Annotated in this window: 24 protein-coding genes; 9 read left to right on the forward strand and 15 right to left on the reverse strand. The window is 64.2% G+C overall.

Annotated features, from left to right (window positions below):
* Positions 1-226: 226 nt before the first annotated feature.
* Together BLW71_RS04275 and BLW71_RS04280 are read left to right on the forward strand one after the other, a co-directional pair.
* On the forward strand, positions 227-511 hold the full coding sequence (locus tag BLW71_RS04275) for a DUF1488 family protein (RefSeq protein WP_091800397.1): 285 nt from the start codon (positions 227-229) through the stop codon (positions 509-511).
* A gap of 102 nt (positions 512-613) precedes the next feature.
* A complete protein-coding gene (locus tag BLW71_RS04280) occupies positions 614-1,600 on the forward strand; it encodes a zinc-dependent alcohol dehydrogenase family protein (RefSeq protein ID WP_091793434.1) in 987 nt (328 codons plus the stop codon).
* 89 nt (positions 1,601-1,689) lie between these two features.
* Here BLW71_RS04280 and BLW71_RS04285 read toward each other — a convergent pair whose 3' ends face one another.
* The 7 genes from BLW71_RS04285 to BLW71_RS04315 all read right to left on the reverse strand — a co-directional run bounded on the left by BLW71_RS04285 (position 1,690) and on the right by BLW71_RS04315 (position 7,595).
* Entirely contained in the window at positions 1,690-2,424 is a 735-nt protein-coding gene (locus BLW71_RS04285; RefSeq protein WP_408185786.1) for a helix-turn-helix domain-containing protein, read from the reverse strand.
* Positions 2,425-2,470: 46 nt separating this feature from the next.
* The gene (locus BLW71_RS04290) at positions 2,471-2,902 is read right to left on the reverse strand and encodes a response regulator (RefSeq protein WP_091793438.1); all 432 of its coding nucleotides are present in this window, start codon (positions 2,900-2,902) and stop codon (positions 2,471-2,473) included.
* Between the two features lie 208 nt (positions 2,903-3,110).
* Positions 3,111-3,761 carry a response regulator gene (locus tag BLW71_RS04295; RefSeq protein WP_091793440.1) on the reverse strand — a complete coding sequence of 217 codons (651 nt, stop codon included), beginning with the start codon at positions 3,759-3,761 and terminating at the stop codon, positions 3,111-3,113.
* Positions 3,758-5,116, reverse strand: a complete 1,359-nt coding sequence (locus BLW71_RS04300; RefSeq protein ID WP_091793442.1) for a PAS domain-containing sensor histidine kinase — start codon at positions 5,114-5,116, stop codon at positions 3,758-3,760. The genes BLW71_RS04295 and BLW71_RS04300 overlap by 4 nt, the downstream gene beginning before the upstream one ends.
* 274 nt (positions 5,117-5,390) lie before the next feature.
* A complete protein-coding gene (locus BLW71_RS04305) occupies positions 5,391-6,218 on the reverse strand; it encodes a universal stress protein (RefSeq protein ID WP_091793444.1) in 828 nt (275 codons plus the stop codon).
* Positions 6,215-6,721 (reverse strand): universal stress protein, encoded by a 507-nt coding sequence (locus BLW71_RS04310; protein ID WP_091793446.1) that lies wholly within the window; start codon positions 6,719-6,721, stop codon positions 6,215-6,217. The genes BLW71_RS04305 and BLW71_RS04310 overlap by 4 nt, the downstream gene beginning before the upstream one ends.
* Before the next feature lie 37 nt (positions 6,722-6,758).
* The gene (locus tag BLW71_RS04315) at positions 6,759-7,595 is read right to left on the reverse strand and encodes a universal stress protein (protein WP_091793448.1); all 837 of its coding nucleotides are present in this window, start codon (positions 7,593-7,595) and stop codon (positions 6,759-6,761) included.
* Positions 7,596-7,825: 230 nt separating this feature from the next.
* Between BLW71_RS04315 and BLW71_RS04320 the strand changes: the two genes are divergently transcribed.
* Positions 7,826-8,341: a flavodoxin family protein gene (locus tag BLW71_RS04320; RefSeq protein ID WP_091793454.1), complete on the forward strand. Its 516-nt coding sequence runs from the start codon at positions 7,826-7,828 to the stop codon at positions 8,339-8,341.
* A gap of 162 nt (positions 8,342-8,503) precedes the next feature.
* Here BLW71_RS04320 and BLW71_RS04325 read toward each other — a convergent pair whose 3' ends face one another.
* Both BLW71_RS04325 and chrA read right to left on the reverse strand, forming a co-directional pair.
* Positions 8,504-10,135, reverse strand: coding sequence for an oleate hydratase (locus tag BLW71_RS04325; RefSeq protein WP_091793456.1), 1,632 nt, complete (start codon positions 10,133-10,135; stop codon positions 8,504-8,506).
* A 172-nt stretch (positions 10,136-10,307) separates the two neighbouring features.
* Entirely contained in the window at positions 10,308-11,525 is a 1,218-nt protein-coding gene (gene chrA, locus BLW71_RS04330; RefSeq protein ID WP_091800400.1) for a chromate efflux transporter, read from the reverse strand.
* Positions 11,526-11,780: 255 nt separating this feature from the next.
* Between chrA and BLW71_RS04335 the strand changes: the two genes are divergently transcribed.
* From BLW71_RS04335 to BLW71_RS04345, 3 genes are read left to right on the forward strand one after another with little or no spacing between them, the layout of a single operon-like run.
* Entirely contained in the window at positions 11,781-12,146 is a 366-nt protein-coding gene (locus BLW71_RS04335; protein WP_091793458.1) for a hypothetical protein, read from the forward strand.
* 40 nt (positions 12,147-12,186) lie between these two features.
* Positions 12,187-12,660, forward strand: a complete 474-nt coding sequence (locus BLW71_RS04340; protein ID WP_091793460.1) for a universal stress protein — start codon at positions 12,187-12,189, stop codon at positions 12,658-12,660.
* Between the two features lie 42 nt (positions 12,661-12,702).
* A complete protein-coding gene (locus BLW71_RS04345; protein WP_091793462.1) occupies positions 12,703-13,743 on the forward strand; it encodes a zinc-dependent alcohol dehydrogenase family protein in 1,041 nt (346 codons plus the stop codon).
* Positions 13,744-14,048: 305 nt separating this feature from the next.
* Here BLW71_RS04345 and acs read toward each other — a convergent pair whose 3' ends face one another.
* The 5 genes from acs to BLW71_RS04370 form a co-directional block, all read right to left on the reverse strand.
* Positions 14,049-16,025: an acetate--CoA ligase gene (acs, locus tag BLW71_RS04350; protein ID WP_091793464.1), complete on the reverse strand. Its 1,977-nt coding sequence runs from the start codon at positions 16,023-16,025 to the stop codon at positions 14,049-14,051.
* 312 nt (positions 16,026-16,337) lie between these two features.
* A complete protein-coding gene (locus BLW71_RS04355) occupies positions 16,338-17,009 on the reverse strand; it encodes a nitroreductase family protein (protein WP_091793466.1) in 672 nt (223 codons plus the stop codon).
* A 39-nt stretch (positions 17,010-17,048) separates the two neighbouring features.
* The gene (locus BLW71_RS04360; RefSeq protein ID WP_091793468.1) at positions 17,049-18,080 is read right to left on the reverse strand and encodes an Acg family FMN-binding oxidoreductase; all 1,032 of its coding nucleotides are present in this window, start codon (positions 18,078-18,080) and stop codon (positions 17,049-17,051) included.
* Positions 18,081-18,180: 100 nt separating this feature from the next.
* The gene (locus BLW71_RS04365) at positions 18,181-19,644 is read right to left on the reverse strand and encodes an MBL fold metallo-hydrolase RNA specificity domain-containing protein (protein ID WP_091793470.1); all 1,464 of its coding nucleotides are present in this window, start codon (positions 19,642-19,644) and stop codon (positions 18,181-18,183) included.
* A 68-nt stretch (positions 19,645-19,712) separates the two neighbouring features.
* A complete protein-coding gene (locus BLW71_RS04370; RefSeq protein ID WP_091793472.1) occupies positions 19,713-19,952 on the reverse strand; it encodes a type 2 periplasmic-binding domain-containing protein in 240 nt (79 codons plus the stop codon).
* 360 nt (positions 19,953-20,312) lie between these two features.
* On the opposite strand from BLW71_RS04370, the gene BLW71_RS04375 reads away from it, so the two are divergent.
* Complete coding sequence (locus BLW71_RS04375; protein WP_091793474.1) at positions 20,313-20,759, forward strand: hypothetical protein; 447 nt, start codon at positions 20,313-20,315, stop codon at positions 20,757-20,759.
* Between the two features lie 13 nt (positions 20,760-20,772).
* Positions 20,773-21,633: a potassium channel family protein gene (locus BLW71_RS04380; protein WP_091793477.1), complete on the forward strand. Its 861-nt coding sequence runs from the start codon at positions 20,773-20,775 to the stop codon at positions 21,631-21,633.
* On the opposite strand, the gene BLW71_RS04385 is transcribed toward BLW71_RS04380, so the two are convergent.
* The gene (locus BLW71_RS04385) at positions 21,578-22,705 is read right to left on the reverse strand and encodes a PAS domain-containing sensor histidine kinase (protein WP_091800403.1); all 1,128 of its coding nucleotides are present in this window, start codon (positions 22,703-22,705) and stop codon (positions 21,578-21,580) included. The genes BLW71_RS04380 and BLW71_RS04385 overlap by 56 nt on opposite strands.
* A gap of 269 nt (positions 22,706-22,974) precedes the next feature.
* Between BLW71_RS04385 and BLW71_RS04390 the strand changes: the two genes are divergently transcribed.
* Positions 22,975-23,445: a hypothetical protein gene (locus tag BLW71_RS04390; protein WP_091793479.1), complete on the forward strand. Its 471-nt coding sequence runs from the start codon at positions 22,975-22,977 to the stop codon at positions 23,443-23,445.
* Positions 23,446-23,472 lie beyond the last annotated feature (27 nt).

Consider the following 23,472-nt stretch of genomic DNA (forward strand, 5'->3'; position numbering starts at 1 on the left):
GCACGTGCTCCTGTGCAAAGGATGAGTCCAGTGTACGGAGGCCAGATTGGGTGCCGTTGACTTTCGTCAATCAGGACGCAATGCCTGAATTTGACGTACTGTGTAGAGGTCCTATGCTGCTGACAGGCGGGCGACGCATAGGTCGCATTCGCCCCGGTGCGTGGCGCGCGACGCGTAGGTGCGCGAATACGACCGTTCCAGTCTTGCGACCTGCGCAGTGAACCAGGTGACGGTCATGAAGATTCATTTTCCTGAAGAACTTCCGGAGTATTGTGCGCGCGATCTCGTCATCGCGTTTCCGGCCGAAGTGGACGGCGAGCGCGTGCAGTGCGCGATCACCGCTGAGGCCCTCGAAGATCATTTCGGTGCCGCGTCGCTGCGCGAAGACGATCTGATTGCCGCGTTCAACTCGAACCGGCATCCCATCGAACATGCTGCAAGACAGTTGCTCCACGAGATCGGCGGCAAACCGGTGCTGATGCATAGCGGCTACTTCCGCTTTTGCGAGTGAGCGCCTGCGAGGCAGCCGGCGGTCGCTGCAGTGTGCTTATCGCCATGCCGCCGCGGTAGCACTCGATGTGTACGCCGGCTTACCCGGTTTGAGGAGAACCTTATGCGTGCGATGGTGTTCGACGGTAGCGCAGCGCTGCTGCGTGAGCAGGAGGTGCCGGATCCGACGCCCGGTCCCGGGCAGATCCTCATCCAGATTCACGCATGCGGCGTGTGCCGCACCGATCTCCATCTGGTCGATCATGAACTCGAGCATCCCAAGCAGCCTGTGATCCCGGGCCACGAGATTGTCGGCACCGTGGCCGGGCTCGGTGCGGGGGTGACGGGCTTCGCGCTCGGCGACCGGGTGGGTGTGCCATGGGTCGGCCATACCTGCGGACATTGCCGCTACTGCCTGTCGGCGCGGGAAAATCTCTGCGACGCACCGGGCTTCACGGGCTACACGATCGACGGTGGTTACGCCGAGCGCACCGTCGCCGACAGTCGCTACTGCTTCCATCTGCCCGCGCAGTATTCGGATATCGAAGCGGCGCCGTTACTGTGCGCGGGACTCATCGGATATCGCACGCTGAGCATGGCGGGCGACGCCCAACGGATCGGTATTTACGGTTTCGGCGCAGCGGCGCATATCGTCGCGCAGGTCGCGCGTCATCAAGGGCGCACGGTGTATGCGTTCACGCGCCCCGGCGATCACGCGGCCCAGCAACTCGCGCTGCGTCTCGGGGCAGCATGGGCGGGCGGCAGCGACGAAACGCCTCCGGCCGAGTTGGATGCAGCCCTGATTTTTGCGCCGGTCGGCGCGCTCGTTCCGCAAGCATTGCGCGCTGTCGCGAAAGGGGGGACGGTTGTCTGCGGCGGGATCCACATGAGCGACATTCCGTCGTTCCCGTACGCATTTCTATGGGGCGAGCGGCACGTGGTATCCGTCGCCAATCTGACACGCGAGGACGGACTCGCTTTCATGCGAATTGCTACCGAGCATCGCCTCGAGATCGACACGACAACTTATGCGCTGACGGAGGCAAACCGGGCGCTCAGCGATCTGCGGGAGGGCAAGTTGACAGGTGCCGCAGTGCTCGCCGTCGGGTAGCGTGCGCGGATACTCGCTCATTGGCCACCTTTGGCGCCTGTTTCGCGCCGACGGCGGGTCATGACTTCCGAGCGAACGCCGAGCGCGAATCAAACCCGCACGAGACCCTCATGGTCGAGAATCCGGATATTCTTGCCGTGTGCGTCGAGCAGTCCATCACGCTGGAATTTGGAGAGCATCCGGCTCACCGTTTCAAGCTTGATGCCGAGATAGCTGCCGATTTCCTCACGCGTCATGCGCAGGTAAAACTCGGCCGGCGAATAGCCGCGCAGTCTCAAACGGTCCGACAGATTCAGAAGGAACGTCGCGACGCGCTGTTCGGCGGACATCGTGCCGAGCAACATCATCTGCGAGGATTCGCGCACGATCTCGCTGCCCATCATGCGGTGCACGTGTTGCTGGACCGCCTTGACCTCGCGACACATCGCTTCGAGTAGATGGAACGGGATAATGCACATCTTGCTGTCCTCGAGCGCGATGGCGTCGCAGTTGTGATGACCGGAGCACACGCCGTCCAGCCCGAGCGAATCGCCGGCGAGGTGAAAGCCTGTCACCTGCTCGCGGCCGTCGCGATGCATGACGACGGTCTTGAACGAGCCGACGCGCACCACGTAGATACTCTGGAACGAATCGTTCGCGCGATAAATGGTCTCGCCTTGCTTGATCGTGCGCGACGGGCAGATCAATGATTCGACCTGCTTGATCTCTGCCGCCGTCAGACCTTGCGGCATGCAGATCGAGCGCATCGAGCAGGTCGTGCAGCCCAGCGCGTCCTTGCGCGGCACTTGCACGGGCACCGGCACTTCCCGGGCAACGGGCGACATCGGCGGGAAGACGGCAACAGGCGCGGGGACGGAATAGGCGAGGACGTCAGACATGATGTGCTCCGGATTGTAGAAAGGCGCGCGTGCGATGTTCGCTGGCGATCCGCTGGATCGTGCTTCGTGCGAGATCGAATTCGCTGGTCTTGTCGAAAAAGTAGTGGGCACCGCTCATCAGGCATGCGCGCCGAAACCATGCACCCGAGTGGTTCGTCAGCACGATGGCGATCACATGAGGCATTCTTTTGGCAAGCGATGCGAGCAACTCCATGCCCGTGCCTCCGCTCAGATGCAGTTCCGTCACGACCAGATCGGCTGCGCCAGTCTCGACGCCTGTGAGCGCGGCGCCGGATTCCTCGGCTTCACCGACGATTTCCACGCCGTCCAGCGCGCCAAGCAGCGCGGCCATGCGACGCCGGACCGATACTGCGTCGTCGACCAGAAAGACGCGGAGGGTAAGGTTCTCGGGGCTTGAGTTCATGGCTCGAAGTATCGGCTGCGCTGTCTCAAAATAAAATCGGCGCCGAATGAACTTCGAGTAGGTGAGCGTGAAGCTTTGTAGGGAGTTTCCTACATGGCGGTGGGGCGCACCAGGAGAGTCCCTGGGTGCGAAAGGAGTAGGCTTTGTGGTTCGGGTCGGCTAGGGAACATGCGGCGCTCGCCCGCGAGCGGAGGCGCCGCGAAGCCGTCTAGATGTCGGCGTCGTCGTCGGCGACCAGTTTGTGGCGCATCGCGTAGCGCACCAGGGCGGCCTCGTGCGGCATCTGCATCTTCTCCAGGATGCGCGTCTTGTACGTGCTGACGGTCTTGCTGCTCACACACAGTTCGACCGCGATTTCCGTGATCGTCTGGCCTGCGGCAATACGCTTCAGAACATCGAATTCCCGATCCGACAGACGCTGATGCGGCAGCAGATCGGCCGGTTCGTTCAGGCTCTGCGCGAACCGCTCGGCCATGGCAAGGCTGACGTAGACGCCGCCGGCAGCGACTTTGGTCACGGCGGCCACCAGTTCGGCGCTCGCGCTTTCTTTGGTCAGATAACCGGACGCGCCGGCCTTGAACGCCCGCACCGCGTATTGCTGTTCGGCGTGCATGGTCAGCACGAGGATGCGCAGCGCCGGCTTTTCCTCCTTGATCTGCTTGATCAACTCGACGCCGTTACGCCCCGGCATGGAAAGATCGAGCACGAGCACGTCGGCGGCCCGCTCGCGGATCAGCGCAACGGTGCTGGCGCTGTCGTCTGCTTCGCCGATCACTTCGAAGCCGCTTGCGTTCTTCAGGATATGGCGCAGACCATCGCGCACCAGCGCGTGGTCGTCGGCGATCAGAACGCGGGTCATAGTTGCATCTCCTGCATCTGCACGTTTTCAGCTGGAATGGTGACGGTGAGCACGAAGCCCTGGCCGTGGGCGGTTTGAATGTCGACGGCGCCGCCGAGCATGTGCGCGCGTTCGCGAACGCCGAGCAGGCCGAAGGATTTGGCTGCCGGCTCGGCCGTGCGATGCACGCCGCGGCCATTATCGGCGATGCGCAGCACGAAGGTCTGATCCCCCGCCTGCAGGCTCAGCGTGACCAGCGTGGCGTCGGCATGGCGCGCCACGTTCGTCAGCGCTTCCTGCACGATCCGGAACAGCGCGGTGGCGCCTGCCGGGCTGAAACGCGCGTCGCCGGTTTCGATGTCACGCTCCACGTCGATACCGTAGCGGTTGGTGAAGTCGGTGGCGAGCCACTCGATCGCGGGAATCAATCCGAGGTCGTCGAGCATGACCGGCCGCAGATCGGCTGCAATGCGGCGGACCGAGGCCACGGTCACGTCGATCAGTCGGCGCATGCCTTGCAACTGTCCACGCACCGGCTCGCTCGCCGACCCCTCGAGCGCCTGTTCGACCGATGAAATGTCCATTTTCAGCGCGGTGAGTTGCTGGCCGAGGTCGTCGTGCAGTTCGCGCGCAATACGCGTTTTCTCGTCTTCACGGATATTCTGCAAATTGGCCGACAGCTCGCGCAACTCCTCGCGCGCCTGCCGTTGCGCGCGCTCTGCTTTGACGCGTTCCGTGATATCGCGCAGCATCACCGTATAGAGGCGGATGTCGCCATCGCGGATCTGCGAGATGGACGCCTCGAGCGGGAATTCCTCGCCGTTGGCGCGTAAGCCCGCCAGCACGCGTTGTTTGCCCATCTGGCGGTCGGACACGCCCGTCACGCCGAACTGCGCGACGTGCTGCGCGTGCGCCGCCCGAAACCGCTCCGGGATAAAACGGGCAAGCGGCGCACCGATCGCATCCATCGCTGAGCAGCCGAACACCTGTTCCGCCATCGGATTGAAGATGACGACCCGGTGCTGGTCGTCGATGGTGATGATCGCTTCCATCGACGAACGGATGATCGCCATCATGCGGGCTTCATTCACGGCCGACTGATTGTTCCGGGTGCTGGCCTCGCCGCGTGCGGATACGCTTTCGCGCCGCGCGCGCACCAGCAAAAACGCGCTCGTGGCCAGCAGCAGGGCGGCGGCGACGCAAATCAGCAGTGCCGGGTCGAACCAGTGCCGCGCTGTCAGCATGGCGGCCAACGTGACGACGAACGCGGCAGCGGCCGCGAGCGCGGGCCGCGCCGCAAACGAACCCGCAAACGAACCCAATCGCTCACGCAAATTCGCACTGCGCGATGTGGGCGCCTTACCGCTGACGGACATGTGCATCTCTTTGGAATGACTGCGGACAAGGATAGCGCGCGCCGCCCGAGGGCGTCTGTACGGCGGCGTGCACGGCAAGCACGTCTATTCCGGGCGATTCCGTGGTTCGTGTGGCCGCAGGCCGGCGAAACACCGCGCGGATAATTTGTGTTTGCGCTCATTGTCCGTGAAACGCCGGGTTCATGCCAGTCCCGCCGGGTGTCGCAGGCCGTGGTCGTCCGGCTCATTCCATCAAGACGGGCGCTCGCTCGCGCCCTCACTATCGACGCGGTGCTCAATGGGACATCAGCACCGGCACGGTCATCGACTGAAGCATGGTGCGCGTGACGCCGCCGAGCAGCCGCTCCTGCGCCCGCGCGTGGCCGTACGCACCCATGACCAGCAGATCGATGTGACGGTCGGCCAGCGCATTGAGCAGCATCGCGCCGGTGTGGACGCCGGACACTTTCGGCATGGCCGTGAAACTCGCCTCGATGCCGTGCCGCGCGAGCCAGGCGGCCACGTCGATGCCGCTCGGCTCACCATATTGCGGATGGCGCTCGACCTTCATGATCGTGACGAAGCCGGCGCCGCGGATGAGCGGCAGCGCATCGGTCACCGCCCGCGCGCATTCCCGTCCGCCGTTCCACGAGATCATCACATTCTCTATCTGAGGCCGTACCGGTCCCGCATACGGCAGTACGATTGCCGGCCGCCCGGAAGCGATGATCACGTCCTCGACGAAATCGCGCGCGATAAAGGCGCTCCTGTCTTCCGGATCGTCCTGGCCGAGGATCAGCAGATCCGCGTGGCGCGCATGCAGGATCGCCGTGCCGGTCGGTACTCCGCCCGGCGCGCGCCATTCGACGCTGCGCCCGGCGCGCTCCGCCGCGGCAAGAAAAGCCGCGTGCGCGTTCTTGAGATTCTTGTCCCGTTGCACCTGACGGCTGGCGGTCCAGATGTCCTCTCCGTGCAGAAAGAGCGGTCCCTCGGGCTCGTCGCAAACCAGGTAGAGGCCGATCAGATGGGCGTCGTGGCGAGCGGCCAGGTCGAGCGCATAGTCGAGCCGGGCGGCGCTGTGAGCGCTGTCGTCGAGATGCACCAGCAGGGTTTTGCAGTTCATGACGGATCCTTGACAGGCTCGCTCTCGGTTTTTGCGGGGCTTGCGGCGGGCGCCGGGCAATGCGCGGAGATCAGCAATACCGGACAGGTGGCGATGCGCAGAAAATGTTCAGCCACGCTGCCGAGCACCAGCCGTTGCACACCGCGCCGGCCGTGCGTGCCCATCACGACGACGTCGGCGTTGAATTCCTGCGCGGCAAGCAAAATGCGGTGCGCGGTGTCGTCGCCCGTCAGGTCGGTTTCGACCATGCGCGAGGGGCCGATCACGCCTGCCGCGGTCATCAGCGCGGTGGCGTCGGCGAGCACGTGCTTGCCTTCCGCGACGAGGGCATCGCGCACATAGGACGGGTCGTAACCGGGCACGTCGTAGGACATCAACGGCACGTCCACCACGTAGAGCGGCTGAAGCCGCGCGCCCGAGTCGCGCGCCAGTCCGATCGCGGCGGCCAGCGCGCGCGACGAGGTTTCGCTGCCGTCGACGGCAACCAGAATCTGTTTATACATGGCGAGCTCTCCAGAATCAGAAGGACGGGTGCCGCGATCAGTGCGACATCAGTACCGGCACGGTCATCGAGCGCAGAATCGTGCGCGTAGCGCCGCCCATTACCAGTTCGCGCCAGCGGGCGTGGCCATAAGCGCCCATCACCAGCAGATCGGCGCCGCTGTCGGCGACCTGCGAGAGCAGTACCTCGCCAACTAGCCCGCCCGGTCCCGTTTCGATGTCGGCGACCTCGACCCGCACGCCATGCCGCGCGATCACGGCGGCGATATCCGCCCCGGGAATGCGGGCTCCTTCGCCGTTGTGCTCGCCATTGATCGTGAGAATCGTGGTGCTGCTCGCCGACTGCATGAACGGCAGTGCGTCGTGCACGGCGCGCGTGGCTTCGCGGCTGCCGTCCCACGCGACTAATACGCGGCCGCCCGTCGACCGTTCATTGGTGGCGTAGGGCACGAGCAATACTGGACGGCCGCTCGACAGAACGAGGTTTTCCGGAAAGAAGTCGCCGACATACGACTCCGGATCCGCCGGATTGTCCTGACCGGCCACGATGAGGTCGGCGCAGCGGCCCACGCGCGGGATCGCGACACTGGCGGGCTCGTCGATGGCGACCCATTCCCCCGAGACGCCGGCGCGCCGGAGTTCGGCGTGGAACAGCCGTTCGAGCGCCGCGCTGCGCTCCGCGCGCATTTCCTGATGCGTTCGGTAATACTCCGCGGTTCCGGCCATCACATAGAGCGAGCGCGGGTCCGGCGAGAACACGGCGAATGCACCGGTCAGATGCGCGCCGAACTGATTGGCCAGACGCAGCGCGATCTCGAGCCGCGGATGGGCGTGCTGGCTGGTGTCCAGATGAACAACGATGGTTTTGTAGCTCATGACATTCGCTCCGCGAGAGAGGGGTGACGCGCAGGCTTGACGCGCGAATCAGTGAGCTTGAGTCTAAGAACGGCGGCGCCGGTCTCATTGACGCAGATCAATGGTGCTTCCAGCGCGCCGCGTGAAAACGTTTTTTGACTTGCGTCATGAAGCCGCGCCTGCTCCCACCTATGCTCCGGACATGCATGGCGTCATGCGCGCTCGTGCGTTTTCCCCAGAAGGAGCGAGTCATGTCTGAAGCCCGTGTTCTAGTCGTCTTCTTTTCGCGGACCGGCACCACGCGCACGCTCGCGTTCACGCTGGCAAAGATGCTGTCTGCCGATCTCGAAGAGATCTGCGATTGCACCGATCGGCGCGGCGGCTTGGGCTATATGCGCTGCCTGATCGACTCGTGGCTCAAGCGGCCCGCCGAGATCGTCCCGGCCGGGCGGGACACCGGGCAATACGATCTCGTGGTGGTGGGCACGCCCGTTTGGGGTGGCGCCGTCTCCGCACCGGTTCGCGCATATCTGCTCGAAAACCGGTGGAAGTTCAGACATGTCGCGTTTTTTTGCAGCCTGGGCGGCCTCGGCAGTCAGGCTGCCTTTGACGAAATGCGCGCGCTGGCCGGCAAGGCGCCCGTCGCGCAATGCAAGGTGCGCGCAGCCGAAGTGCAGCGCGGCGCGGTGGCCGCTTCATTGGTGCTGTTCGTGAGCGTGCTGAAACGCCATCTCGCCAACTATGACGCGCTTGCATGGACTAGCTGAGCGACGCGCCGTTCAGGTCGGCAGCACCATCATCAGCGCTGCCGCGCGCGGCACCTTCGCCGCGACCGGTGTGAGGGCAAGAAGCCCCCGAGCCGCCTACGACTCGCGGTGAAAGCGCGAAAGCGCCCGTCATCGAACGCTTCGCGACAGGCTTTGCCGTTTTCAGTGGCTGTGCAATGCGGAAACCGCGCCATACACCACACGCGGATCGTGCTGGCCTTTGTACACTGCCGGCGCGGATCGGTTCAGGCCGAGCAGCGTATACACAGCCGTTTGCGCGGAACGTACCGAGTATTCGACCGTGAACACGACATCGTTCGGCAACTCGCAAAACTGTCCGATGAACGCGAGGTTCGCCCAGCCCTCGGGCACCACCTGCGGGCGATCGCCGCGCCTGCGTCGCAGGAACTGGCTGGTAATGAACGGCATCAGACATGGAATGCAGACGGCGTCGTCGAGAATGCGCGGCGCTTCCGCCTGAATGTGCAGATGACCGAGCAGCTCCGTCATGATTTCGCGGCCCGTGCACTCGGCCATCGGCTTGTTGACGAAATTGCCCGGCCGGTCAACGAATAGTCCATAACCCCAGAACACCTCGACGCCCTTGGGCTGACCCATGAAATGCGGCTGATGAGGCAGCACGATCGAGGCGAGCCAGTTTGAGTGCGGAAAGGTAATCAGGCCGCCTTCGCCCGGCACGTTGCCGCTCAGATCGCGGATCAGGCGGAACAGCGTGCGGTCGTGCAGCGTCGCGGTGAAGGAAAGCCAGGTCGACTCGTCGATGTGATCGGCGAAGACCGACGGATGGCCGAACTCGGCACGCCCCGCGGCGATGGTTTTCCACAGCGCCCACGCGCCGCTGCTGTCGTCATGGTTGAGCACGGCGGCCCGGTCCGTGCCGCCGAGGCTCGAACCTGCCGTCATTGAACCGAGCGTGACGATGACCTTGTCCTGTACGGCGACGGGGATCTCGATACGCCGGTCGTCCTGTTCGCAGACAATGCCTGCCACCCGGTTCAGTTCGCCGCTTTCGTCATAATGCAGATCGACAACACGCGTGTTGGTTCGAAATCTCACTCCGCGTTCGTCGAGCCATTTGCGCAGCGGCCGCACCATCGAATCGTACTGGTTGTAGACCGTGCGCATGATGCCTTGCAACTGGTTGAAGCCCGACGTCATATGCGCGAAACGCAGCAGATAGCGCCGGAATTCGGCGGCGCTGTGCCAGGGCTGGAAGGCGAACGTCGTGCACCACATGTACCAGAAGTTGGTTTCGAAAAAGTCCGGCTCGAAGTGATCGGAAATCCGGCTGTCGCCGAGCATGGCTTCCGGTTCGATCGAGAGGCGGCCGAGCGTCAGCAGATGCGTTTCGGCGAGACCGTAAGAGGGCGCGTCCTCGCGCTGGCCGTCGCGCACGAAGCGTGCTTTCGACGAGGTGCGGATCGTTTCGTTCCAGTCGAAGATTTCCTTCGTGACGCTACTGTGGCCGTCTAGCGTGGGAATCGAGTCGAACAGATCGTAGGTGCATAGATACTTGCTCTCGAGCATCCTGCCGCCGCGCACGACATAGCCTTCCTGTGGCGAGCCGGCGCCGTCGAGGCTGCCGCCGGGCTTGTCGAGCGCCTCGAGGATCGTGATGCGGGAGCCGGGCATATCGGCGTCGCGAATCAGAAAGGCGGCGGCCGCGAGTGACGCGATGCCGCCGCCGACGAGATAGAAATGGCCCGCTGCGTTTGCTTTGTCGCGGGCCGGATCCGCGGCCGCTTGCGTGGCCAGGTAATCGGAATTTTTCATGTGATGATCCCCCGAGGGATGATGGCCGTGGACGTATTGCTAAACCATACTCGCGCGGCGGGGGAATCTCGTTGAGTTGGATCAACGCGGTGCGACGGGGCCGGGCAGGGCGGCGCGAGTGATCCGCGCGCCTGTTAGGCAAGCGAGCGCTAGCGGCCCGCTATCGGCCTCCTTACACGAACCACCACGCGAGCACGACCGTTATCAGCACGACCGCCCACGACGGCACTCGCCACCACCCGAGCAGCACGAGCGCGGCGACGACCAGCGCGAAGTCGCGGCCGGTGTGCACGGCGCTGGTCCACACGGGGTCGTACAGCGCGGCGAGCAGGATGCCGACTACGGCGGCGTTGATGCCGGCCATGGCGCGGCGCATCGACGCGAACGCGCGCAACCTGCCCCAAAGCGGCAAGGCCGCGCCGACCAGCAGGAACGAAGGCAGGAAGATCGCCACCGTAGCGATCAGTGCGCCCGCGAGGCCTGCCGGATGACCGCTGCTGGTGGCGCCGAGAAACGCGGCAAACGAAAAGAGCGGGCCGGGAACCGCTTGCGCCGCGCCGTAGCCTGCCATGAAGGTGTTCGCGGGAACCCAGCCGCGCGGCACGACGACCGCTTCCAGCAGTGGCAACACCACATGGCCACCGCCGAATACCAGCGATCCCACCCGGTAGAACGCCGCGAACAGATCGAGCGGATAACTGTGCAGATAGGCCGCTGCCGCAGGCAGGCCGAACAGTAGCAGTGCGAAGGCCGCGAGGCAGGCGAGCGCGCCGGTTCTGGACCCGGGCATGCCGGGTGGCGCGCTCGGCACCTCGGTCGAAGAAGTCAGCAGCGCCGCGCCGGCCACCCCCGCGGCAACGATCGACGCGATCTGCCCGAAGCCCGCGCCGAGCAGGATCACCGTGATCGCGGAAGCCGCCGCGATTGTCGCGCGTAGGCGGTCGGGACAGAGCATGCGTCCCATCGACCAGACAGCCTGGACGACCACCGCGACCGCCGCGATTTTCAGCCCTCGCAGCAGATGAAGCGAGGTCGCATCCGACAGCAGCGTGAAGCCGTATGCGAAGACCACGAGCAGGAGCACCGACGGCAGCGTGAAGCCGAGCCAGGCCGCGAGCGCGCCGGCAATGCCGCCACGCAGACGGCCGATTGCGATGCCGACCTGGCTGCTGCCCGGGCCCGGCAAAAACTGGCACAGCGCGACCACGTCGCTGAACGTGTGTTCATCGAGCCAGCGGCGGCGGCTGACGAATTCATCGCGGAAATAGCCAAGATGAGCCGCCGGCCCGCCGAACGAAGTCAGGCCGAGCCTCAGGAAAATGCAGAACAGCGTCCACGGCGAGCTGTGTGACGACAGGTCGAAGGACGTCTCTGTTTTGGCGTCATGCATGGGAAAGTTCATACACCGGTTGTACCGCGTTGGGCTCCAGAAAATAGCACACGCCGCCCGTCTCCGGGTCGCCGCGTCTCGCCAACGCGGCCGCGTTCGAACACGCGCTCACGCACGCTGCGTGGCACTGCCCCGCCGTTGATGCAGGTCAATCGCAAGGCGCCAATAGTGCCGATGATCTCTTAATCGGCTCGTTGCCTATGTGGCTTCGCTGCAGCAACGGTCGACCGGCGGGACAGCACGCGCGGAGGCAGTATGGGAATTGATATGCAGATCGTCTACTTCGGATTTGCGGGATCCGCGCAAATCGAATCCGAGGCAGCGGCGCAACTGGTGCGGCTCGAGCGGTTCGGCAGATTCATTTCCGGTTGCCATCTGGCGATCGAGGCCATTCACGAGCGGTCGCTCTACGACATGCCCGGCGCGCGAGGCGCCGAGCCAGGGACGGCGCCAGGCGCGGCGCCGAACCACACCCTGTTCGACGCACGTCTCGATCTGGTGCTGCGCACGGGTGAACTGGTGCCGCTCGAGCATCGCCAGGGTCACGATCCCGATGGCGCGATACGGGAGGCCTTCGATGCGGCCGAACGGCTTCTCGAACAGGGTGCCGCGCGCCACTGATTGGCAACGGATGTTTCAGCGTCTTCTTCAGGAGTGAGTCATGTACACCAACATCGTAGTGGCGCTCGACGGCAGTGAAGCCTCAAAGCGGGCGCTGTCCGAAGCGATCCAGCTCGCCAGGCTCGCGCGCGGCAAATTGACGGCGGTTTTCGTGCTGGATCAGTCGGCGGCTTTCACGTACGCGGGCGCCTGCGATCCGCATCTGCTGACAGACGCGGCGCGGCAAGTTGGGCAAAGCTTCCTGACCAGCGCGCTCGACCAGATGCGCGAACTCGATGTCGCGGGCGATACGGAAATCGTCGAGACGCAAGGCATCGCCGAGGACATTGCCAGCGCGTTGCTGCGCTGTGCGGAACGCCGTGGCGCGGACCTGGTCGTGATGGGCACGCACGGGCGCCGCGGTTTGCGGCGCATGGTGCTCGGGAGCGTGGCCGAGCGGTTCGCGCGCTTTGCGACGTGTCCGGTGCTGCTGGTTCGCGAAGAGGTGGACACGGAGCATGACACACCGGCGTGATGCTCATCTCGCGGCGGCCCTGACTGATCAACGAGGAAAATCATGAAAGCATTGGTGTATCACGGTCCTGGAAAGAAATCGCTCGACGAGCGGCCCATGCCGCAACTCGCCTGCGCCACCGACGCCATTGTCAAGGTGACGCGCACGACGATCTGCGGCACCGATCTCCACATCCTGAAGGGCGACGTTCCGACGTGCCAACCCGGCCGCATTCTCGGTCACGAAGGGGTGGGCATCGTGCAGCAGGTCGGCGCCGCGGTGAGTTCGTTGAAAGAGGGCGATCACGTGCTGATCTCTTGCATCTCCTCGTGCGGCAAGTGCGAGTATTGCCGGCGCGGTATGTATTCGCATTGCACGACCGGGGGCTGGATTCTCGGCAACCGCATCGACGGCACACAGGCAGAGTACGTGCGCATTCCGCATGCGGAGACGAGTCTTTATCCGATTCCCGCCGGTGCCGACGAAGAAGCGCTCGTGATGCTCTCCGACATCCTGCCGACCGGTTTCGAATGCGGCGTCCTCAATGGCAAGGTCCAGCCGGGCAGCACCGTGGCGATTGTCGGCGCGGGCCCGATCGGACTGGCGTCGCTGCTGACCGCGCAGTTCTATTCGCCGGCCCAGATCATCATGATCGATCGCGATGCAAGCCGCCTGGAGGTGGCGAGCCGTTTCGGGGCGACAGCGTGCATCGACAGCGGAATGGCCGAACCCATAGCCGAGGTGATGAAACTGACCGGCCATGTCGGCGTGGATTGCGCGATCGAGGCGGTGGGCGTGCCTGAAACTTTCGAGTTGTGCGAGGCGCTGGTCGCCCCTGGCGGCGTGATCGCCAATATCGGCGTGCATGGGGTCAAGGCGGATCTGCATCTGGAAACGCTCTGGGACCGCAACATCTCCATTACCACACGCCTTGTCGATACCGTCAGTACGCCGATGTTGCTGAAGACAGTAGGTTCCGGCAAGCTCGATCCTGCCAGGCTGATCACCCACCGCTTCCATCTCGAAGACGTGTTGAACGCCTACGAGACTTTCGGCTCCGCGGCGGATTCCCATGCGTTGAAGGTCATCATCGAAATGTCGTAGCGGCGGTGTCGGGTCGGTACAGCCGGGAGCCAGGATGCTGGCGAGGAAGTCGATTCGATCTGCCGCAGCGCCGCTCAGTTCGGGGTGGCGCAACCGCAACGCTGTGGCAGCAGGCACCGTGCGAAGAAGGCCCAGGTTGCGCGTTGCGCAGCTTTTCCTGAACCACGGGTCCCTTACAGGAACGCTCAAAATGAGGGTTGCGCGCGTGCACTCACGGTGCACGCGCGGCATGGGATTGCTGCGGGGATTGGGATTGCTTCGGAAGAGATGAGCGAGGGCTAGTCGCTCATCGGTCAGGCGGCAGGTCAGGTGGCGTCGGCGAACTGCGAAATCACCGCGGGGTTTTCCACCGTCGACGTGTCCTGCGCGATGACTTCTCCTTTGGCCACCGAACGCAACAGCCGGCGTACCACCTTGCCGGAGCGCGTCTTCGGCATTGCGTCGCCGAAGCGGATGTCCTTGGGCTTGGCGATCGGGCCGATCTCCTTGCCGATCCACGCGCGCAATTCGTCGGCCACGCGCTTCGCGTCAGCTCCGGACGGGCGCTCGGCCTTCAGCACCACGAACGCGACGATCGCCTCGCCGGCTGTTTCATCGGGGCGCCCGACCACCGCGGCTTCAGCCACCAACGGATGCGCGGCCAGCGCCGACTCGATTTCCATCGTCCCGAGCCGGTGCCCGGACACGTTCAGCACGTCGTCGATACGGCCAGTGATGGTGAAGTAGCCGGTCTCGCGGTCGCGGATTGCGCCATCGCCCGCGAGATAGAGCTTGCCGCCGAGTTCGTCGGGAAAATAGCCGTTGCGAAAGCGCTCCGGATTGCCCCAGATGGTCCGGATCATGGAAGGCCACGGTTTGCGGATGACGAGCACGCCGCCGTTTCCATTTGGCACGTCCTGGCCGGTTTCATCGACGATTGCCGCGTCGATACCGGGCATCGGCAAGGTGCATGAACCCGGCACCAGCGGCGTCACGCCCGGCAGCGGGGAGATCATGTGTCCGCCCGTTTCCGTCTGCCAGAAGGTGTCGAGCACAGGACAACGGCCACCGCCCACGTGCCGCGCGTACCACGTCCAGGCGCTCGGGTTGATCGGCTCGCCGACCGTGCCGAGCAGACGCAGACTGCTCAGGTCGAAGCTGTCCGGATGCACCGCATGATTCGCCTCGGCGGACTTGATGAGTGAGCGGATAGCCGTCGGCGCCGTATAGAAGATGCTGACCTTGTGGCGCTGGATCATCTCCCAGAACCGTCCCGCGTTCGGGTAGGTGGGCACGCCTTCGAAGATCACCTGCGTCGCGCCGACCGCGGTCGGGCCATAGCAGATATAGGTGTGACCGGTGATCCAGCCGATGTCAGCCGTACACCAGAACACATCCGCCGGCTTGATGTCGAAGGTCCACTTCATCGTCACGGCAGCCCACAGCAGATAACCGCCGGTGCTGTGCTGGACGCCCTTGGGCGTGCCCGTCGAACCGGAGGTATAGAGCACGAACAGCGGATGTTCCGCGCCGACCCACTCGGGCTCGCAGGTGTCCGGCTGGGCCGCTTCGAGTTCGTGAAGCCATTTGTCGCGCTCGGCGATCCACGGAATCTGGCCGCCCGTGCGCCGATAGATCGCCACCGTCTTGATGCCGGCGGTGCCGCCCATCGCGAGCGCTTCGTCGACGATCGTTTTGAGGGGCAGCGTCTTGCCGGCGCGAACCTGCTCGTCGGCGGTAATGATGGCGCACGCGCCGATGTCGACGATGCGTTCATGCAGCGACTTGGCGGAGAAGCCGCCAAACACCACCGAGTGCGGTGCGCCGATGCGCGCGCAGGCGAGCATCGCGACCACGCCTTCCACCGACATCGGCATATAGATCGCCACGCGGTCGCCTTTTTTCACGCCACGCGCTCGCAGCGCATTGGCGAGACGGCATACGCGGTGATACAGGGCCTGATAGGTGACATGAGTGATCTTGCCGTCGTCCGATTCGAACACGATCGCGGTCTTCTCCGCCAGTCCGTTGATCAGATTGCGATCGAGGCAGTTGTACGAAGCGTTCAGTTCGCCGTCTTCGAACCAGCGATAGAACGGCGCGTCGGTATCGTTCAGCACTTTCGTGAATGGGCGGCGCCAGTCCAGGTGTTCCCGGGCAAGACGCGCCCAGAAAGCTTCGTGATCCTGGCTCGCTTCGGCAACGAGGGCGCGATAGGCTTCCATGCCGTCGATGCTGGCATCCCGGGTAAGGGGTATTTGCAATGCGGTGGAGTCGGACGGGGCGGTATCGATGGTAGACATAGTCTCCTCACATGAGTCATGAAGGGATAAAGCACGTTAGTGCTTTACCGATGCGGGATGGCTCTTGTCGGCCATGCGGCGTCGGCATCCGAACTCGCATTGCAGCGTGGACGGGCCGGCGTCAGATCAGCGTGCGTATGGAGCCACTATGAAGGCGCGGCGGCTGGCGCCATTGATGCACATCAACTGGAACGCGCCGCGCCGCCAAGGTCGTCGTGGGATTTTCCGCGCGCGACACGAGCCGCGGGCGTCAAATGCGCAAACGCGGGGCAGCGGATGCCGCGCACAGGCGCCGCATCTAAGCAGGATCGTTCAGGAAGCCGGATCGCTAAGATCGAAGTGGCCGACGGTTTGTGCCAGCACGGGCAAGCTCTCACGCGAGAGACGCATTTCGGCGCCCAATGCGCTGCGGTTGAGCCAGCTTCGCGCGGCAACCGCGAGCCCCGCGGCGGCGCAAAACAGGTAGACGTTCTGCACGATCGTGCCGGCGCTTGCATACGCGAACGGCTCACGTTGCGACGGGGCGATGTCGTGCATGCGTGCGAGGTCAGCCACGTAGACCAGTTCGAGTGGCGCTTCGCCGACGAAGTCCTGGTAGCCCGTCAGTGCGCGCAAATCGGCAGCGCTCACCAGTTCGAGGCAGTGTTCCAACGGGTCGTAGCGGTACATGCCGCCGGCCAGCGCCGCATAGATGTCGATTTCGTGAAGGGCGAGGACCGATGGCGCCGTGCGTCCGCCACTGTCATCGGCCCCGCTGCGGTTGACGCCGTTGGCGGCCCAGAGCAACTGGCCAAGCGTTGCTTCGTCGAGTTCGGTCGTCGCGAAGCGGCGCGTGGTGCGCCGCTCCGAGAAGGTGTCCATGATCGGTCGGCCGCCGCTGCGCACGGGCGGTGGCAGCGTGATATGCGAGACCGGGTGGCCAACGACCGGGCGCGCGCGAGCGGGATCGCGCGTGGCGGTGCCGAGTCTGAAGAAATGTTTCATCGCAGCCTCATCGAACAGGCGTTGGGCACGCGTCGGTCCTCAGGACACAACTTCGGCAAGCGGACGGCGCGGCGAATGAGGCGCCGGCTTGCCGCGGCCGACGCGCAGCAGCAGTTGCGGAACGGCGTCCATGGCCAGCGTGGCGCCCAGCCGCTCACGCAGAAGGGTCAGTTCGATCGGCTGGTTCAGATACGACGCCGTGATCCCGGCATTCGCGGCGACCAGCAGCAGTCGCTCGAGTGCCTGGCCGGCTGCCAGCCACGCGGAGGCGTCGTCCGTCGATGTCGATATGCAGATGAGCAACGGAGACCCCGCGGCCAGCGCATGATGGGCCGCGGCGAGTCCGCCGCCGAGGTCGAAGGTCCGGATTACCGACGTGAGCAACGGCGCGGCCAGATCGAGCAGCACGGTCATCCCGGCGGACAGCGCGGGCATGCCGTCTTCACGGCGCCGCGGATGAATCCAGCTAGCCAGTTCGCGGCGAAAACGCGGGTCCTTGAACTGGACCCGATCGGCCTCGGCGACCAGCTCGGCAAGACTCTCGCGCAGCGGCGCGCTGGAGATGCAGACCACATCCGCGCCTTCCGCCTCGGCGGCATCCGCGAGTTGTTGCTGGATCAGCGAAGGCAGCGGCTCATCCGCAAAAATTTCGCGGGTCGTGACGCGGCGGGCAATCGCCTGGAAGAGCGGCGCAAGACTGGCGTCGCAATGACCGTCGTGAACGATTCGCAAATGCGCCAGCACGTCGGGATCGGCGCGCGATGGAAACAGCGTGATGGCGTAGGCGAGCCCGAAGTAACTCAGCGCCACGCGCAGATTGAACAGCGCCGCGCCGCAACTCATGATCAGTTCGCGATCGAAGGGATCGACCACGGGCAGTGCGCGCAAACGATCCGCGCACACGGTCACGCTGTCGCCATCCAGAATGAAGTGCCACGGTTGCGTGTTGTGGTTGGACGGCGCCAGCACCGCATAGCGCAGCGCAAATCGCAGTTTCGCTTCGACGCTGGCGGTGGGGTCAAGCTGATGTTCGTCGACGGCCCAGGCGCCCGTCTGCGGCAGTGCGCTCATGTCATGGTCTCCTGCACGATTCCATTCTGTCACTGTGTCAGGTGCGCGCCGCGCGCGGATTGATCTGGATCAGTTGGAATTGAACGGAGAGCGGCGCCTTCTATTCGTTGGGCCGGTCGCTTGCGTCAGTCGGCGTCGGCACGCTGTGGTCCGGCGCTGCATTCGCGATGGCGGCACACGGATCGACGCCCACCGTTCCCGCCGATCCGGGCAATTCGACGCTCTCGAGGTAGAGCGGCACCTCGCAGCGCCAGTGAAAGGTTTCCTCGATGTGACGGCGCATCGCATCGGCGGCGGCGGGTTCGCCGTGCGTGACGAAGGTCCGCTGCGGCGGCTGCGGAATCGAGCGCAGCCATGACAGTGTCTCGGCGTAATCGGCATGGGCCGACAACGACGACAGGCTCACCACCGAAGCGCGCACACGCACGTAGTCGCCGTGAATCTTGATCGTCGGCGCGCCGGCGGCAAGCGCCGCGCCGCGCGTGCCGGCCGCCTGGTAGCCGACCAGCGCGATCGTGTTGCGAGGATCGGGGGCGAAGGCTTTCAGATGATGCACGACCCGGCCGCCCGTCGCCATGCCGCTGCCCGCGATGATGACTCGTGGACCATTCAGACCCAGAATTGCTTTGGATTCCTCGACGGTGTGCACCATGTGCGCGGCGTTGCTGATTGCGTTGGCTTCTGTCGAACTCAGCCGGTGTTCGCCGACGTGATGCCGGTACAGCTGCGTGACGCTCGTCGCCATCGGACTGTCGAGAAATACCGGCACGTTCGCCATGCGGCCGGTGGCTTTCAGTTGCACGATGTAATGAAGGATCGATTGCGCGCGCCCCACCGCGAAACAGGGAATCACGACGACACCGCCGCGCCGGAAAGTGCTCGCGAAGACTTCCGCCAGTTCGGTGGCGGGATCGGTCCTGTCGTGCAGGCGGTCGCCGTAAGTGGATTCGACGATCAGGTAGTCGGCACGGGCGAGCGGCATGGGCGCGCGCATGATCGGGTCGTCTGGGCGGCCGAGGTCGCCGGAGAAGGCGATGACCTTGCCCTCGACGCACAGCACCACACTCGCGGCGCCGAGAATGTGCCCGGCCGGCAGCAGGCGGAAACACGCATGGTCGTTCAATTGTTTCGGCACGTCGAACTCGCGCGGCTTGAGCAGCTCAAGCGCATTCTCGGCATCTTCCAGCGTATACAGCGGCAGCGCCGGATGATGTTTCGACAAACCGTGGCGGTTGGCGTAGGCGGCTTCTTCTTCCTGCAGTCTGGCGCTGTCGCGCAGCATCACCTGGCACAGGTCACGGGTGCCGCGAGTGCAATAGACCGGCCCGCGATAGCCCATGCGCCTAAGCACCGGCAGGTAGCCGCTGTGATCCAGATGCGCGTGGGTCAGGATAACGGCGTCCAGTTTTGCGACGTCGATTGGCAAGGGATTCCAGTTGCGCAGACGCTGATTCTTCGTGCCCTGAAACAGGCCGCAGTCGATCAGAATCCGCAGGCCAGCGCCTTCCAGTAGATACTTCGAGCCGGTGACGGTTTCCGCCGCACCAAGAAAGGTCAGCTTCATGTCGCACCTTCTGTCAGAAATGGCCGCACATGGCCGTGAGGGATGCTCAACGCGAGTTCAACGCGCGTTCAACGCGCCGCGGTTTGCGTGGAGCCGTTGCAAAGCGCTCGAGCGAAGCGCCGGAAGGCGTTGAGCGAGCCGGCAATGCTCTGGTATTTTTCGCCGCCGATCTGGCCGTCGAGCGTGACCAGCATGCCCGCCTCGCGGGCCAGCGTGAGAATCCGGTTGATATCGTCGGTGGCGTCGAGTGCTTCGCGCAGCGTGCCGTCAGGCGACATCGTGTGGGCGTGCAAAGCGGTGGTCGGCATGATGGTCTCCTGATGACAGGGCAGGTATGACAAGACTGCGTTTCCTGCCGCGTGAACGTATCGATTGGTGCTTCGGATGAATTCAGTATTGGTCATCGAACAGGCGGGATAAATCAGGTGTCGCTGAGACTAGGGTAGGTGTTCCTGCGTCAATGTCAGCCTTTCCCTACACGGCCGGGCACGATGGATGTTAGGGAAAACGCGGCGTAGCGCGATGCTGCTCCCACGCTGGACGATGATCCAGGTCAAATGCCTTGGGGCGTCCTGCCCATACTTTTGTAAATGGGTAACTTTCTAAAAACAGGCCAGTGGTGTGCAACGGCGCATTGCGCGGTTGAACGTAACAATGGGCAGGCTGATATGAAATACGGGCGGCTGGCAGCTTTTGCGCTGCCGATAATCATCCTTGCTGGCTGCAGCACCGAAGCGAGCGTCGCCGCGCACCGCGACACCGAGATCGCGTTGGAAACGGCGCGCGATCAGGCGCACGTGGACTGTTCTTCTTCTGCCGAATGCGACCGGATATGGAGCCGCACGAGACTGTACGTCGCACAACGCTCAGTGACGCCGATCCGGCGCGCGGACGACACGACGATCGAAACGGCAGAGCCGCACATGTTCGGCGCCGTCTATGTGTGGGCAATGCGGACAAGCAACGCCAGCGGCGTGTCGACCATCGAGGTCAAAGGCATGTGCCGGGGTATGTACCGCGCGGACGGCAACCCCGGATGGTTGTACGGAACGTGTGCTAAACAGATCCGCTCGGTCGAAACGGATTTCCGCGCGTTCGTCGGCGCGGCGTCATGACGACGGTGGCGATATGAAGGAGAGTTGGTACATTGCCGGTCTCGCCGGCGTCGACCCTCACGACGACCCGCGAGCTGTGCGGGCATGGCGCTGGATGCAGTGGGCGCTATTCGCTTTGAGCCTGCTTGCCATTCCCGCATTCTATTTCGAACTGGCCGCCGCCTCCCCGTTTCATCTGGCCGGCCGTGCGCTCTACGCCTGCATGTCCGCCGGATACGTGGTGGTGCTGGCGCGAATGGCCTGTTTGAGCCGCAAGCCCAAGCGTTTCCTCATGCGCAACGGTTACGATGTCCTGATCGCGGCCAGCTCGGCGATCAGCGTGGCGTGGGGCGTGTCGACGTGGTCGTCTGCCGAATGGGTGTTGCGCATCGTTTTCGTGGGGCTGGTGGCGGCGCGCATCGTGTTGTCGTTACGAGGGTTTTTCTCGCCTGGGCGCCTGGGATTGCTGCTGGTGACAGCCGTGTTGCTGCTCGCGTCCGCGGGTGCGGGGTTTTACTGGCTCGAACCGGGCGTGCATACGTACGCTGAAGGCGTGTGGCTCGCATTCGAAAGCAGTGCGACAGTCGGCTATGGCGACATGGCGCCGACCACGCCCGCGTCACGTGTTCTCGCGGCCTTCGTGGTGTTGCTCGGCTACGGTCTGTTGTCGCTGGTTTTTGCCAGCATTGCCGCGATTTTCGTCGAACAGGAAGAGCGGATTCTGCGGCGCGAAATGCATCGCGATATCAAGGCATTGCGCGACGAGATTGCCGAGCTGAGAAAGGATGTGCAGTCCGCAGGCGGCGAAACACGCGTTGCCGCGGTTGCAAGCGAGCCGGTCAGCCCGGCTGCGTCTCATCCGGGCGAATCGCGCTCAGCGGAATCCTCGCGGTGATTCGGAAGCCGTGGCCTCGCGCGGTGTCGATCGCCAGGTGGCCATGCAGTTGGCGTACGCGTTCGCCCATGCCGAGGAGACCGAACGAGCCGCGCCTGCCGGTGTCTTCGAGCAGCGCACCGCGGCCGTTGTCCTCGATATGAAGCGAGCAGGTGTTTGCGTCGCTCGATATTTCGACCACCACCCGGCTAGCCTGCGCATGCCGGGCCACATTCGTCAGCGCTTCCTGCACGATGCGAAAAAGCGCGGAAGACGCGGAGGGCGTGAAGCCCGTATCGTCCACGGTATTGTGAAGCGTGGCAACCACGTTGAAGCGTTGCGTGAAATCGTCCGTCAGCCATTCCAGCGCCGCGACGAGGCCGAGGTCGTCCAGCAATGGCGGGCGCAAGTCGGCGGCGATACGCCGTAGAGACGCCACCATAGCGTCGATCTGACGTTGCAGTTCGCTCGCGGCGGTGAGTCCTTCCGGATCACTCGAGTTCTCGCCCATGCGCCGTTCCAGCGCGACGACGCCCATCTTGAGCGCCGTGAGCTGCTGGCCGAGGTCGTCATGCAGCTCGCGGGCAATTCGTCTTTGCTCGTCTTCGCGCGTGTGCTGGATCTGCGCGGCCAGTTCGCTCGCATGCTCGAGTTCGGCGAGGCGCATGCGTTCGGTCATGTCGCGCGTAACCTTGGCGAAACCGAGCAATGCACCGGCCGCATCATAAACTGCCGTGATCGTCACGTCCGCCCAGAACCGCGAGCCGTCGCGCCGAACGCGCCAGCCCTGATCCGCCACCCGGCCCTGCGCGATAGCGAGCGCCAGTTCGCGTTCCGGCTTCGCGGCGGCGACGTCTTCGGGTGTATAGAAGACAGAAAAATGGCGGCCGATGATTTCGTCGGGCGCATACCCCTTGATCTTGTGCGCGCCGCCGTTCCAGCTCGCCACGCGGCCGTCCTGATCGAGCATGAAGATCGCGTAATCCTGCACCGCGTCAATCAGCAGATGATAGCGGTCCTCCACCGGTACGTCGGAGTCGTTGGCTGAGGCGGATTTACGGTTTGCATCTTTCCAGTTGAACACCACCGGCATCTCCGAAAAGTTGGTCAATGGCGAACGACCGGTCCACTGCAATGATAGCGAGATCCACCGAGGTTACGCCGAATAATTCCTTTCCGCCGACGATAGCCGGCGCAACTGCGCGTGCCATCTACGCGCGCAGCAAGCCATTCGATGATTGATGCATGTCAACCGGCTTCCAGGGGGCACGCCTACATTGGACTGACTACTGCCGTGCGCGTGCTCGTCGCTGCGTCCCACAGCGCGCAGGCGGACCGCTTCATCACGTCAGGAGGTCCATTATGACCGGCAAATCCGTCACGCCCTTCGAGCTGTTCCGCGCCAACCTCTCGTTCGCGCTGCAGGCGCTGAGCTTCGGCCACCAGGCCCGGCAGCAGGCATGCGAGTTCGAGATGCAGCGTATACGGCGTGATCTGGAGGCGGCGCGCGCAATTGGCAATGCCGCTTCGGCAGCAAAGGACTGGAGCGCGCTCGCCGTATCGTGGCAAACGGTGTTGCGCGACTACATGGCGACCACCACCAATCTCTGGCAGCAAGGCCTCGGCGCGGCGGTGCGGCTGCAAACCGGATCCTTCGAAGGCATGCGTGAAGCGTTTGCGACCTGGCAGGCGGTTTCGACTGACCAATGGCCCACGCAGGCCGCGATGAATCCCGTCATGCAGCCTTGGCAGGAGTGGCTACAGCGCGTGGAAAGCGCGGCGGGCATGCCTCGCGGGCGAGCACTCGGCGGCGATGTCCTCCATGAACGCTAATCGGCGAGTTCGGCCGCGGCGCCGACC

It is taken from the genome of Burkholderia sp. WP9 (assembly GCF_900104795.1).
Lineage (GTDB): Bacteria > Pseudomonadota > Gammaproteobacteria > Burkholderiales > Burkholderiaceae > Paraburkholderia.